The 14142-nt window shown below is 56.6% G+C and carries 9 protein-coding genes; 4 read left to right on the forward strand and 5 right to left on the reverse strand.

Translation table 11 applies throughout. The features are described from left to right. The first annotated feature begins 192 nt into the window (after positions 1 to 192). From ldtD to ACP3TA_RS14325, 3 genes are all read left to right on the forward strand, one after another. The gene (ldtD, locus tag ACP3TA_RS14315; protein WP_072022477.1) at positions 193 to 2001 is read left to right on the forward strand and encodes a L,D-transpeptidase; all 1809 of its coding nucleotides are present in this window, start codon (positions 193 to 195) and stop codon (positions 1999 to 2001) included. Between the two features lie 180 nt (positions 2002 to 2181). Beyond that, the gene (locus ACP3TA_RS14320) at positions 2182 to 2730 is read left to right on the forward strand and encodes a YcbK family protein (protein ID WP_004928217.1); all 549 of its coding nucleotides are present in this window, start codon (positions 2182 to 2184) and stop codon (positions 2728 to 2730) included. 64 nt (positions 2731 to 2794) lie between these two features. Continuing rightward, positions 2795 to 3442 carry an MBL fold metallo-hydrolase gene (locus ACP3TA_RS14325; protein WP_033642573.1) on the forward strand — a complete coding sequence of 216 codons (648 nt, stop codon included), beginning with the start codon at positions 2795 to 2797 and terminating at the stop codon, positions 3440 to 3442. Positions 3443 to 3516: 74 nt separating this feature from the next. Here ACP3TA_RS14325 and ACP3TA_RS14330 read toward each other — a convergent pair whose 3' ends face one another. The 5 genes from ACP3TA_RS14330 to ACP3TA_RS14350 form a co-directional block, all read right to left on the reverse strand. Next, complete coding sequence (locus ACP3TA_RS14330) at positions 3517 to 4707, reverse strand: amino acid aminotransferase (protein WP_033642574.1); 1191 nt, start codon at positions 4705 to 4707, stop codon at positions 3517 to 3519. Between the two features lie 244 nt (positions 4708 to 4951). Further along, a complete protein-coding gene (ompC, locus tag ACP3TA_RS14335) occupies positions 4952 to 6091 on the reverse strand; it encodes a porin OmpC (protein ID WP_269474742.1) in 1140 nt (379 codons plus the stop codon). A 301-nt stretch (positions 6092 to 6392) separates the two neighbouring features. After that, positions 6393 to 7793: an asparagine--tRNA ligase gene (asnS, locus tag ACP3TA_RS14340; protein ID WP_033642576.1), complete on the reverse strand. Its 1401-nt coding sequence runs from the start codon at positions 7791 to 7793 to the stop codon at positions 6393 to 6395. Positions 7794 to 8010: 217 nt separating this feature from the next. Continuing rightward, a complete protein-coding gene (gene pncB, locus ACP3TA_RS14345; RefSeq protein WP_206196413.1) occupies positions 8011 to 9216 on the reverse strand; it encodes a nicotinate phosphoribosyltransferase in 1206 nt (401 codons plus the stop codon). Between the two features lie 255 nt (positions 9217 to 9471). Next, positions 9472 to 11172 (reverse strand): GGDEF domain-containing protein, encoded by a 1701-nt coding sequence (locus tag ACP3TA_RS14350; protein ID WP_163964879.1) that lies wholly within the window; start codon positions 11170 to 11172, stop codon positions 9472 to 9474. A 336-nt stretch (positions 11173 to 11508) separates the two neighbouring features. On the opposite strand from ACP3TA_RS14350, the gene pepN reads away from it, so the two are divergent. Beyond that, positions 11509 to 14127 carry an aminopeptidase N gene (gene pepN, locus ACP3TA_RS14355; RefSeq protein WP_426784332.1) on the forward strand — a complete coding sequence of 873 codons (2619 nt, stop codon included), beginning with the start codon at positions 11509 to 11511 and terminating at the stop codon, positions 14125 to 14127. Positions 14128 to 14142: the final 15 nt, after the last annotated feature.

Raw genomic sequence — 14142 nt, forward strand, 5'->3', positions numbered from 1 at the left:
TAGCCGCCGCAGGGTGGCTATTTTTTTGTGCGCGTGGATGATAGTCCTGCTTTTTTATCCGTTGAAAAGCGGTTAGTTTAATCAGATAAACAGTAATTCGACGTCCGCAGGGCGAAACGGCCTTTCTGTTTGTATACTGAAGCTATATGCAGTTTTTTGACGTTTTTTTTGTGAGCATACAGGGGGCAAGGGATGTTGCTTAAAAAGGGAAACTCTCTACGACGTTTGGCGCTGAGTGGCGCTATCGCCTGTAGTCTTGTGTCGTCGTTTTCCGCATTGGCCACCGTAACGGCGTTACCGGTGGCATCAGCAGGCATGTCCGTTGCGCAGAGCCGTTCTGAACTGCTGGCCGCGTTGCCGCGCGGCATGGATCTGCACTACCTTTCCACGCTGGCGCCGCTGTATGCGGCGAATCATATGCAGCCGATGTGGCAGGATCGCGAGGCCGTTCAGCAGTTTCAACAGCAGCTGGCCGAGCTGGCGATGTCCGGCGTGCAGCCGCAGTTCACCCAATGGGTGAAGATGTTGACCAATCCGGCGCTCAATGACGTAGGCCGCGATGTGGTGCTGTCCGATGCGATGCTGGGCTATTTGCAGTTCGTGTCCGCTATCGGCGCCAACGGCACCAGTTGGCTGTACAGCAATATTCCCTACAAGCTTAGCTTGCCGCCCACTGCGGTGATCAACCAATGGCAGCTGGCGGTGCGTCAGGCGCGCACGCTGAGCTACGTGAATTCGCTCGCGCCGCAGCACCCGCAATACGCCAAGATGCATCAGGCGCTGCGCGATATGCTGGCGGATAACCGCCCCTGGCCGCAGGTGGGCAGCGGCCCGAGCCTGCGCCCAGGACAAATGAGCAACGATATTCCTGCGCTGCGTGAGATCCTGACGCGCACCGGCATGTTGGCCGCTTCGGCACCGGAGGCCGAGCCGGAGCCGGCGGTCGTCTCGGCGAAGAGCAATGAGCCTGATGACGGCGGGCTGACGGTAGACGAAGAGAAGGGGCGTGTGACGGTCAGTCCGTCGGCGGCGCCAGTGACGGAGTTGACCGCTGAACAGACGCCGCCGCAGGTCGGCAGCGTGGTGAGCGACAACCTCTACACCAACGAGCTGGTGGAGGGCGTCAAACGTTTCCAGAAATGGCAGGGGCTGACGGCGGACGGCGTGATCGGCGTGCGCACTCGCGAGTGGCTCAACGTGTCACCGAAAACCCGCGCCGCGCTGCTGGCGCTGAATATCCAACGTCTGCGAATTTTACCGGGGCATGTCGGCACCGGCATTATGGTGAATATTCCCAACTACTCGCTGACCTACTACCAGAACGGCAACGAAGTGCTGTCCTCCCGCGTTATCGTCGGGCGGCCGAGCCGCAAGACACCGCTGATGAGCAGCGCGTTGAACAACGTGGTGGTCAACCCGCCTTGGAACGTACCGACTACGCTGGTGCGTGAGGATATCGTGCCGAAGGCGATGCGCGACGGTAACTATTTCCAGAAACACGGCTATACCGTGCTGTCGGGTTGGAGCAACGATGCGGAGGTGATCAACCCGGCGATGATCGACTGGAGCATGGTCTCTGCGCGCAACTTCCCGTATCGTGTGCGCCAGGCGCCGGGCGCCACCAACTCGCTGGGGCGTTTCAAGTTCAATATGCCGAGTTCGGACGCGATCTACCTGCACGATACCCCGAACCACAGCCTGTTCCAGAAAGACATTCGCGCGCTCAGCTCCGGCTGCGTGCGGGTGAACAAGGCTTCCGATTTGGCAAATATGCTGCTGCAGGATGCCGGCTGGAACAATAGCCGCGTTTCCTCCACGCTGAAAGAAGGGAATACTACTTATGTGAATATTCGCCAGCGTATTCCCGTAAAACTGTATTATCTGACCGCCTGGGTTTCGGATGACGGCCAACCGCAATTCCGTACAGATATTTACAATTATGATAATACGGTGAGATCGGGCGCACAAATTTTGGCTCAGGCCAAAAAATTAATGCAGTAAATGCAGTAATTATAAATAAATAACGGTCAGAATGTTTGGCTATACCGCAGGCCCTCTTACCTGGGGGCCTGTAAACCTAGGCGTATCGCGGGTTGACTCAGCATACGCAGGCGGTTATGGTTCGGACAGTGCGCTGCTTTGTGCATTTATTTTGACATTCTTGCCGGGTTTAACAGAGTCATGGACAAAATTGATCATCATCGCCGTAAATGGCTGGCGCTAGGCGGCGCAGCTATGGGCATAGCGCTGCTTCCAGGGCAGGCGTTTGCCAGTCTTTCCACCGCTCGACCGCGTATTTTAGTGTTGAATAACCTGAATACCGGTGAATCTATTAAAGCCGAGTTCTTTGACGGCAAAGGCTACAATAAAGAAGAGTTGGTTCGGCTAAATCATCTGTTCCGCGATTATCGCGCCAACAAGGTTAAATCTATCGATCCCAGTTTGTTTGATCACCTCTATCGCCTGCAGGGGCTGCTGGGTACCAGCAAGCCGGTGCAGCTGATCTCCGGTTACCGTTCCGTAGATACCAACAACGAATTGCGCGCGCACAGCCGTGGTGTGGCCAAGCACAGCTACCATACCAAGGGCCAGGCGATGGATTTCCATATTGAAGGTATCCAATTGAGTAATATCCGTAAAGCGGCGTTAAAAATGCGCGCTGGTGGTGTAGGATATTACCCACGTAGCAACTTCGTGCACATCGATACCGGCCCGGTTCGGAGCTGGTAATCGCGGTGCCCTCAGTGAATAACGCCGCTCCTTGCGGAGGCGGCGTTATTGTCGTTGGAGCCTTATGAAATACCATCTTATTCCCGTTACCGCTTTTAGCCAGAATTGCAGCCTGATCTGGTGTGAAAACACGCAGCAGGCGGCGTTGGTCGATCCCGGCGGCGAAGCGGAAAAAATCAAAGCGGAAGTGGCGAAGCAGGGTGTGACAATCACGCAGATTTTGCTGACGCACGGCCATTTGGATCACGTCGGCGCGGCGGCGGAGCTGGCGGAACATTATCAGGTGCCGATTTACGGCCCGGATAAAGAGGACGCTTTTTGGCTGGATGGTTTGCCGGCGCAGAGCCGGATGTTCGGGCTGGAAGAGTGTGCGCCGCTGACCCCGACCCGTTGGTTGTCGGAAGGCGATGAGATGCAGGTGGGCGAGATGAAGCTCAAGGTGTTGCATTGTCCTGGGCACACACCGGGCCACATTGTCTTTATCAATGAGCAGGCGCGTTTGGCGCTGGTGGGTGACGTGCTGTTTAACGGCGGCGTGGGGCGCAGCGACTTCCCGCGCGGTGACCATCAGGCGCTGATCGCCTCTATTCGCACCAAGCTGTTGCCGTTAGGCGACGACATGCGCTTTATTCCCGGCCACGGTCCAATGTCGACCTTCGGTCACGAGCGCCAGACCAACCCGTTCCTGCGCGAAGAGCCGGCGGTGTGGTAACGATCATTTCCCGGCAGAAATAATTAAGGGGCGCATAGCGCGCCCCTTCAAACTGGTGGCTTTCGCCGACGCGCTTAGAGCACGGCGACGATGGCTTCACACAGCGGCGCCATATTGTCCGGCGTCATGCCCGCCACGTTCACCCGGCCCGAGTTCACAGCGTAAACGCCAAACTCTTCACGCAGACGCAGCACCTGCTCTTTGGTCAGGCCGCTGAACGAGAACATGCCGTTCTGCTGGATGATGAAGCTGAAGTCCTGCTGCGCGCCTTTCTCCTGCAGGGTGTTCACAAACAGCTGACGCATGCGGTGAATGCGTTGGCGCATATCGGTCAGCTCTTGTTCCCACATCGCGCGCAGCGCATCGTTGCCCAGAATAGTGGCGACAACGGCGGCGCCGTGTGACGGCGGGTTGGAGTAGTTGGCGCGAATGGCCGCTTTCACCTGGCTGAAGGCGCGATCGGCGGTTTCGGCATCGGCGGCTACAATAGTGCAAGCGCCGACGCGTTCATTGTACAGACCGAAGTTTTTCGAATAGGAACTGGCGACGATCAGTTCTTTATGTTTGGCGGCGAAAATACGCAGGCCCTGCGCATCTTCTTCCAGGCCGTTGGCGAAGCCCTGATAAGCGAAGTCGAACAGCGGCAACCACCCGTTGGCGACGGAAAGTTCAGCCAGCTGCGCCCACTGTTCCGGCGTTGGATCGATACCGGTCGGGTTATGGCAGCAGCCGTGGAACAGCACGACATCGCCGGCCTGCGCCTGTTTCAGGCTGTTCAGCAGGCCGTCAAAATCCAACGCGTGGTTGGCGGCGTCATAGTAGGCGTATTCCAGCACTTCCAGGCCCACGGCGCTAAAGACGTTCTTGTGGTTCGGCCAGCTTGGGTTGCTGATCCAGATGCGTTTGGCGCTGGTCTGGTTGGCGATAAAGTCTGCCGCCACGCGCAGGCCGCCGGTGCCGCCAGGCGTCTGTGCGGTGCGCGCGCGGCGATCGGCGACGATCGGGCTCTCTTTACCGAACAGCAGCTCTTGCGTGCAGCTGGCGAACGCCGGGATGCCCTCAATGCCGAGATAGTTTTTGGTGGTCTCATTTTCCAACAGATACTGTTCAGCTTTCTTTACGCTGGTCAGCACCGGGGTTTTACCGGTTTCGTCTTTATAAACGCCAATGCCTAAATTGATTTTATTCGGGCGGGCGTCGGCGCGGAAAATGTCGGTCAGGCCCAGGATCGGGTCGGCGGGTGCGGCGGTGATTTTTTCAAACATGTCAGGTGCTTCCAAATCTCGGAGTTAAGCAGACAGAAGCATCAGGGTAGCGCCAGTTATCGGCTTTGCCAACCGTTTGCGATAAAAACACCGCGATCTTATGAACGTGAAGGATTCGACAGAAAAAATGATGGGGAAGGGGGAATCGGCAGGATAAAAAGTTACCGGCTGATACAAACAAAAACAGGGCCGAAGCCCTGTTTTTTAACTTAGCCGACGGTGAACCGCCGATAAGCGAGACAACTTAGAACTGGTATACCAGACCAACGCCTACGATATCGTCAGTTGCGATGCCGGTTGCTTTGGTGAACGCGTTGTCATCCAGCAGGTTGATTTTGTAATCAACGTAGGTGGACATGTTTTTGTTGAAGTAGTAAGTGGTACCAACAGAAACATATTTAACCAGATCCTGGTCAGAGCCCGCGCCTGGGACGTTCATGTTCTTACCTTTAGACTGCAGGTAAGACACTTCTGGACGCAGACCGAAGTCGAACTGGTACTGTGCGGTCACTTCGAAGTTCTGAGTTTTGCTGGCGAAACCACCACAGCTGTTGTTCTGAGTGTCAGCACAAGAGGTGGTGCCATCTTTCAGCGAGTTGTTGCCGCCGAACGGAGTCATGTTGCGAGTTTCTGCATACATCGCCGCCAGGTAGACGTTGTTGGCGTCGTATTTCGCGCCCACGGTCCATGCATCAGCCTTGTCGCCACGCTCGTTGGAGCGTTTTTGAGCGTCGGTACGGTTGGAAGATGCGTATGCTGCACCTACGCTGATGCCTTCGCCGATGTCATAAGTAGAGGAGATGCCCCAGCCGTCGCCGTTCTGTTTCTTAATGTCGCGACCGTCGTTCTGGTTTTTGCCCTGGTATTGCAGAGCGAAGTTCAGACCGTCAACCAGACCGAAGAAGTTGTTGTTACGATAGGTCGCAACGCCGTTGGTACGGCCGGTCATGAAGTTGTCGGAGTAGGTGTAAGTATCACCACCGAACTCTGGCAGCATATCGGTCCAGCCTTCCACGTCGTACAGTACGCCGTAGTTACGGCCGTAGTCGAAGGAGCCGTAGTCAGCGAATTTCAGACCGGCGAAGCCCAGACGGGTTTTGGTGCCTTCGGTGCCCTGAGATTCGGCGTGGTTGGACTGAACGTTGTATTCCCACTGGCCGTAACCGGTCAGTTGGTCAGTAATCTGGGTTTCACCTTTGAAGCCGAAACGAACATAGGTCTGATCGCCGTCATTACCTTTGTCTTTGGAGAAGTAGTGCAGACCGTCAACTTTGCCGTACAGATCCAGCTTGTTGCCGTCTTTGTTGTAGATTTCAGCTGCGTTTGCTGCACCAGCAGCCAACAGAGCCGGGATTACCACTGCAAGAATGTTGCGCTTCATCATTATTACCCTCATTGGTGTTATTCGGACACCTTTGCCACTGCCGCCAATAATTCTTTGGGAACTATTGTTGATAGATTGGTGTCGTCCTGTGTCTGAACGCAGTGTTCCATTCACAGGCGGGTTAATCTAGGACGAAAATGATACCAATGTCCCAATCAGGTTGCAAAAGGAAAGTATGTGTAACCAAATGTAATTTTTCGGGAACTTTGTGACGTGCGTCAATATTAAAAAATGCGAAAGGCCAGCGATGCTGGCCTTTGTTTTGTAACGAAATCGTTTAAAAAACGTGTGATCGTATAAATTAGAAGCTTGCGTTACGCGGCGTGCGCGGGAATGGAATCACATCGCGCACGTTTTGCACGCCGGTGACATAGGCGATTAAACGTTCAAAGCCCAGGCCGAAACCGGAATGCGGCACGGTGCCGTACCGGCGCAGATCGCGATACCACCAGTAGTCTTCTTTATTCAGCCCCATCTCTTCCAGACGCTGATCGAGCACGTCGAGGCGTTCTTCACGCTGCGAGCCGCCGATGATTTCGCCGATGCCCGGCGCCAGCACGTCCATGGCCGCGACGGTCTTGCCGTCTTCGTTCATGCGCATGTAGAACGCTTTGATGTCTTTCGGGTAGTTTTTCACCACCACCGGCGCCTGGAAGTGTTTCTCCGCCAGGTAACGTTCATGCTCGGAAGAGAGATCGATGCCCCAGGAAACCGGGTTTTCGAAGGTTTGGCCCGAAGCCAGCAGGATCTCAATGGCGTCGGTGTAGTCCACCTGGGCGAAATCGGAAGACACGAAGCGCTCCAGACGAGCGATAGCGTCTTTATCCACGCGCTCGGCGAAGAATTTCAGATCGTCGGCACGTTCATCCAGCACCGCCTGGAACACATACTTCAGCATGCTTTCGGCCAGGCCGGCGACGTCGTCCAGCGTAGCGAAGGCCACTTCCGGTTCGATCATCCAGAACTCCGCCAGGTGGCGGCTGGTGTTGGAGTTTTCGGCGCGGAAGGTTGGGCCGAAGGTGTAAACCTTCGACAGCGCGCAAGCGTAGGTTTCGCCGTTCAGCTGGCCGGAAACGGTGAGGAAGGCTTCCTTACCGAAGAAGTCTTCGCTGAAATCGACGGTGCCTTTGTCGGTGCGCGGCAGGTTTTCCAGATCCAGCGTGGACACGCGGAACATCTCACCGGCGCCTTCGGTATCGGAGGCGGTGATCAGCGGAGTAGAGACCCAGAAATACCCATTTTCATGGAAGAAGCGGTGGATCGCCTGCGCCAGAGTATGACGTACGCGCGCCACGGCGCCGATCAGGTTGGTGCGCGGGCGCAGGTGAGCCACTTCGCGCAGGTATTCGATGCTGTGGCGCTTGGCCGCCATCGGGTAAGTGTCCGGATCGTCGACCCAGCCGACCACTTTGATTGCGGTAGCCTGCAGTTCGAAGCTCTGGCCTTCGCCCGGTGAAGCGACGACTTTGCCGGTGACTTCAACCGAACAACCGGTGGTCAGATGCAGCACTTCATCCTGATAATTCGGCAGAGAATTATTAACGACGGCCTGTAACGGATCAAAGCAGGAACCGTCATAGACGGCCAGGAAGGAGATACCAGCTTTTGAATCTCTCCGGGTACGTACCCAGCCGCGTACGGTGACTTCACTGTCAACCGCAGCACGACCTTGCAGTACGTCGACTACAGGCACTACGCTCATAGATTTCTCTCTTTAATAATTTGGTTTAGAAATAGCTTACAACCCAAGAATATGGGGGTAATGGCTATGTTACTTGCCGCGGTGCAGAGCACAAGCAGAAATCATCGGATTGTCGCAACATTTATCGCGGCTGACTGAAAAGAGGGCGTTCGGGATAAAAACAAAAAAGCCGGCGCGTAAACCGGGCCGGCTTTCTTTCTCTCTATATAGAGAAGGTTCAGCTGGCTTTCTTCACCAGCGGCAGATCGAAGGCCTTGCGCAAGGCCCGCACGAATGCCTGGTCCTGGCAGATGGTCTTGCCGGGGCTGTCGGAGAGCTTAGCCACCGGTTTGCCTTTGCATTCGACCAGCTTGATCACGATATTCAACGGTTTAACGCCCGGAATATCACAGGTCAGGCGCGTGCCGATACCGAAGCTGAGATTGATGCGCTGATAGAAGTGGCGATAGAGCGCCAGCGCTTTTTCCAGATCCAGGTTGTCCGAGAACACCAGCGTTTTGCTCATGGGGTCGATGCCCAGTTTCTGATAGTGGGCAATGGCTTTCTCACCCCACTCGACGGGATCGCCCGAATCGTGGCGCAGCCCCTGATAACGCTCGGCGAACTGCGGGCCGAAGTCGCGCAGGAAAGCATCCATGGTAATGCAGTCGGTGAGCGCGATGCCAAGCTGATCCGGGTATTCATCCAGCCAGGCCTGCAATGCGGCGCGCTGGCTGTTGGCCAGCACCGGGCTTATCTGCTGATGCGCCTGGAACCATTCATGCGCCTGCGTGCCGACCGGCGCCAGGCCGAGCTGATGCGCCAGATCGTAATTGCTGGTGCCCGACAGGTACGGGAATTCGGCCTGCAAGGTGCTGACGATGGCCTGTTGTACGCCCTGGGAGAAACGGCGACGGGTGCCGAAGTCCATCAGCTTGAAGCGTGAAAGATCCAAATCGCCCGCCAGCGTCTTGAACTGCGCCAACTTGGTTTGCAGGTGGGCTACCGCCTGTTCCGGCGTCGCCAGCGGAGAACGCCGGCGGTGCACCACTTCGCTGATCACCGCCAGCAGCGGCACTTCCCACATGATCACTTCACGCCACGGCCCGGCGATGCGGATTTGCAGCTTGCCGTCGCGGTTGTTGATGGTCACCTGCTGCGGATGGTATCGGAACGTGCGCAGCCAGCTCAGGTAATCTTGACGGAAGAAAGGCAGGCCCGAAAGGTAAGCGAATTCGGCGTCGGTCAGCGCCAGCTGGCTCATCAGGGCGACCTGCGCGCGGATCTCGTCGGCATATTCGCCCAGCAGTTCGTCGCCGCGGCAGCGGAATTCCGCCGCCACGCTGATCGCGGGATAGCGATGGAACACTGCTTGCTGCATATGAAGCTTGTAAGCATCGGTATCAAGCAGTGATGTCAAAATCGGGGAAGCGTATTGAGTCATAGCGCGTTACAGCATCCTCGTCAGGCGCGTGTCCAAATCCGGATAATCATAAAAGTGGGGGTGGAGTATACCCGGATTATCCTGTTATTGAAGCTGCATCACACCATAAATCACCGAAGCGGGTCGAGGATTAAACGTGCCTTTATGGCGGGCTGGCGACGGCGGCGGGGGAAAAAAGCCAGATATGCCTGTAAGGTGAATGACTTAGCCTAATTAGTCATAAAAATTATAATGTTAATTATTTTAAACAACAAATCAGATAAACCCGGCCTGGGTGTGCACGCTGACCCGATCCTTGCCGTTCTTTTTGCAAAAATAGAGCGCTTCGTCCGCCTGTTTTATCGCCGCCTGCAGCGCAGTGAACGCGTTGACCGGCGCAATGCCGCAGCTGGTGGTGAAACGCACTTGCCGCCCGTCGGCCAAATTTAGCGTCAGGCGATGGGTGCGGGCGCGCAATTGCTCCATGATGTCCCGCGCGTTGTCCAACGAACAGTCGCCCAGCAGCACCGCGAACTCTTCGCCACCGTAGCGGCAGAAGATGTCGCTGGCGCGAAACGCGCGTTGCAACAGATGGCCGAATTCCACCAGCGCCCGGTCACCGACATCGTGGCCGTAGCTGTCGTTGAGCTGTTTGAAGTTGTCGATATCGATCAGGCAAAAGGCCTGCGGGTAGCTACCGTCGCCCAATAGCTGGCATTCGAGGAAGAATTTACGGCGGTTATAAATGTTGGTGAGCGGATCGAGGAAGGAAGAGGCCTCAAGCTCTTTAATCAGCAGCTGTTTCTCGCTTTCCAGCGAGACCTTGTCCAACTGATATTGTCTGAGCTGTTGAATGGCGTCGCTGATGGCGATCAGTTCCCGGCTGTAGAAGGCGTCGTTGCGATCGATATTCATCTCGCCGCGCGACAGCCGCACGATATTGTTGTGGGTTTTGGTCAACCAGCGGTTGATGTTGGTGCAGAACACCAGCGCCGGCAAAATGAACAGCAGCACCCCCAGACCGGCGAGCGCGATCATGCCGTAAATGGTGGTCTGGCTGTCATAAATCTTGTGACGCGAAGCGACGGTTTCCAGCTCGAAACTGCGTTGATACAGCGTCTGAGAAAGCCCGCTCAACTCGTCGACATAGCGCGAGATCAGCGCGGCGGGATAAGGCTTTTGGGTATTGATGGCGGTGTATAGCCCATCGGTAATCTGCTTGAGGCGTTCGGTAGACACCTGGGTGAGCAACTGATTGACGATGCTGGTGGTTTGCACGTCGTCGTAGTTGAGCTTCATGAAGATCAACCGGGTGCTCAGCGCGTTCAGGACGCCGGTCAACTGAATGGACTTCAGATAGGCGTCTTTGCGATCGAGCGGGCTGACGTTGACGTCGATAATCTGATCGCTTAACTCCGTCAGCGACATATTCAGCCGGTTGTTGAGGCGAATGGCCTCGAGAAACATAAAGGAGTCGGTATCCACCATTCGGGTATCGTAGGTGTAGCGGTAATAGCTCTTGCTGGTTTGCGAGATGTAATAGGCGCTGTTGATGTTGAACAGGTTGGCGTTGGCGTTGTTGACCTGCGAAAGCTGCAGGTTGTCGTTATCCAGCAACTGTTCCATCAGGCCAATCATCGACAGCGCGGCGATTTTTTGCCGCACACCCAGCTCCCTGGCGACCGTGTCGTTCAGATGCTCGCGGATCCGGGCGATTTTCTCGCGCGCCACCCGATCGGCGGTCAGACACTGCGCGCGAGTGATTTGCGGATCGATCAGGCTCAAGCGTTTGAGACGGTGAGCCTGCAGCGAAGCCTGAAAGGCCTCGGAGATTTCTTTGGCGCGATCGATCTTATACAGGTTGAGCTGGTTATCGCGGTACTCGGTATGGGCTTCGAGCAGTTCCTCGACGATGAACAGCGAGAAGGAGGTCATCAGGCACAGGGTGAAAAAATAGATAGCGTATTTGATTTTCATAGTGCGAGTCATCCCTGAGCCTGATTCGGCAATTATACCATCATGCCGCCTGTGCCGCCTCAACAATGCCGGAGCGCCGCGAAGGCGGTTTTTTAGCATTAAATGCTGATTTTTATTTAGCCATTGGTCACCCGCGCTGCCATCTGGTGGGTGAACTATGATTTGCCTCTGATTTCTTTATCGCGCTTGCCCGGCGGATCTGGGCTTTTCAGCCAGCTGTGATACAGTTTATTCACAATCAGGTTCGCCGAGCGCCGCAGGGGAAATCCCCAGCGACGGCGCGGAGGAGAAGAGCGGCCTGGCACCTATAACTCACTGAGACGTTTAAGGGTTTTTATGACACAACAGCCACAGGCAAAATATCGCCACGATTATCGCGCGCCCGATTACACCACGACCGACATCGATTTGGACTTCAGTCTGGACGCGGAAACCACGCGCGTGACCGCCGTCAGTAAAATCAAACGTCAGGGCGCGGCCGGCGCACCGCTGGTGCTGGATGGCGAGGATCTGACGCTGGTGAGCATTCAGGTCGACGGTCAACCGTGGAGCGCCTATCGTCAGCAGGATAACCAGCTGATCGTCGAAGCGTTGCCGGCACAATTCACTCTGACCATCGTCAACGATATTCACCCGGCGAAAAACACCGCGCTGGAAGGGCTGTATCTGTCCGGCGATGCGCTGTGCACGCAATGCGAAGCCGAAGGCTTCCATCATATTACCTATTACCAGGATCGCCCGGACGTGCTGGCGCGCTTTACCACCCGCATCGTGGCCGACAAGGCGCGCTATCCGTTCCTGCTGTCGAACGGCAACCGTATTGGCCAGGGTGAATTGGCCGATGGTCGCCACTGGGTGCAATGGCAGGATCCGTTCCCGAAACCTTGCTACCTGTTCGCGTTGGTGGCGGGGGACTTCGACGTGCTGCGCGACAGCTTCACCACCCGTTCCGGCCGTAAGGTCGCGCTGGAGCTGTTTGTCGATCGCGGCAACCTGGATCGCGCCGACTGGGCGATGACCTCGTTGAAAAACTCGATGAAGTGGGACGAGACCCGCTTCGGTCTGGAATACGATCTCGACATTTATATGATCGTGGCGGTCGATTTCTTCAATATGGGCGCGATGGAGAACAAAGGGTTAAATATCTTTAACTCCAAATACGTGTTGGCGAAGGCGGAAACCGCCACCGACAAAGATTACCTGAACATCGAAGCAGTGATTGGCCACGAATACTTCCACAACTGGACCGGCAACCGCGTCACCTGCCGCGACTGGTTCCAGCTCAGCCTGAAAGAGGGGCTGACGGTGTTCCGCGATCAAGAGTTCAGTTCCGATCTGGGCTCGCGTTCGGTCAACCGCATCGATAACGTGCGCGTGATGCGCGGCGCGCAGTTCGCCGAAGACGCCAGCCCGATGGCGCATGCCATTCGTCCGGATAAAGTCATCGAGATGAACAACTTTTACACCCTGACGGTGTATGAGAAAGGTTCTGAAGTGATCCGCATGATGCACACCCTGCTGGGGGAAGAGAACTTCCAGAAAGGGATGCAGCTCTATTTCGAACGCCACGACGGCAGCGCCGCCACCTGCGATGACTTCGTACAGGCGATGGAGGACGCGTCCAACGTGGATCTGTCGCGCTTCCGCCGTTGGTATAGCCAGTCCGGCACGCCGCTGTTGACGGTGCGCGACGAGTACGATGCGGAAACTCAGCAATATCGCCTGCATGTCAGCCAGAAAACCCCGCCGACCGCCGATCAGCCTGAGAAGTTGCCGCTGCATATTCCGCTGGATATCGAGCTGTACGACAGCGAAGGCAACGTCATCGCGCTGCAGAAGGGCGGCCTGCCGGTCAACAACGTGCTGAACGTCACCGAAGCGGAGCAGACCTTCGTGTTCGACGGCGTGGCGCACAAGCCGGTGCCGTCGCTGCTGCGTGAATTCTCTGCGCCGGTGAAACTGGATTATCCGTACAGCGATCAGCAACTGACCTTCCTGATGCAGCACGCGCGCAATGAGTTTGCGCGTTGGGATGCGGCGCAGAGCCTGCTTGCGACCTACATCAAACTGAACGTGGCGCGGCACCAGCAGAAGCAGCCGTTGTCGCTGCCGCTGCACGTGGCCGACGCGTTCCGTGCGGTGTTGCTGAACGAGACGCTGGATCCGGCGCTGGCGGCGCAGATCCTAACGCTGCCGTCGGAGAACGAAACCGCTGAACTGTTCGCCACCATCGATCCGGAAGCGATCGCCGCGGTGCACGAAGCGATCGTTCGCTGCCTGGCGCGGGAGTTGGCCGATGAGTGGCTGGCGGTGTATCACGCCAACAAGACCGACGGCTACCGCGTGGAGCACGCCGACATCGCCAAGCGCGCCTTGCGCAATGTGTGCCTGGGTTATCTGGCGTTCGGCGAAGATGCGGCGCTGGCGGACCAACTGGTGAGCGAACAGTATCGCCAGGCGGATAACATGACCGACTCGCTGGCGGCGCTGTCCGCTGCGGTTGCGGCCCAGTTGCCGTGTCGCGATGCGCTGTTGGCGGCGTTCGACGAGCGCTGGCATCAGGATGGCCTGGTGATGGACAAATGGTTCGTGCTGCAGGGGAGCAGCCCGTCGGCGGATGTGTTGAGCAAGGTGCGTGCGCTGCTGCAACACCGCTCGTTCAGCCTGAGCAACCCGAACCGCACCCGCTCGCTGATCGGCGGCTTCGCTTCAGGCAATCCGGCGGCGTTCCATGCGGCGGATGGCAGCGGTTATCAATTCCTGGTGGAGATCCTCAGCGATCTCAACCAGCGCAACCCGCAGATCGCCGCGCGCCTGATCGAACCGTTGATTCGCCTGAAGCGTTACGACGCCGGTCGCCAGGCGCTGATGCGCAAAGCGTTGGAACAGCTGAAAGGGTTGGAAAACCTGTCCGGCGATCTGTACGAGAAGATCAGCAAGGCGCTCGACGCCTAATCTTTTCACCGTGAA

It is taken from the genome of Serratia sp. 2C06, from assembly GCF_050037615.1.
In the GTDB taxonomy this organism is placed as follows: domain Bacteria; phylum Pseudomonadota; class Gammaproteobacteria; order Enterobacterales; family Enterobacteriaceae; genus Serratia; species Serratia ureilytica.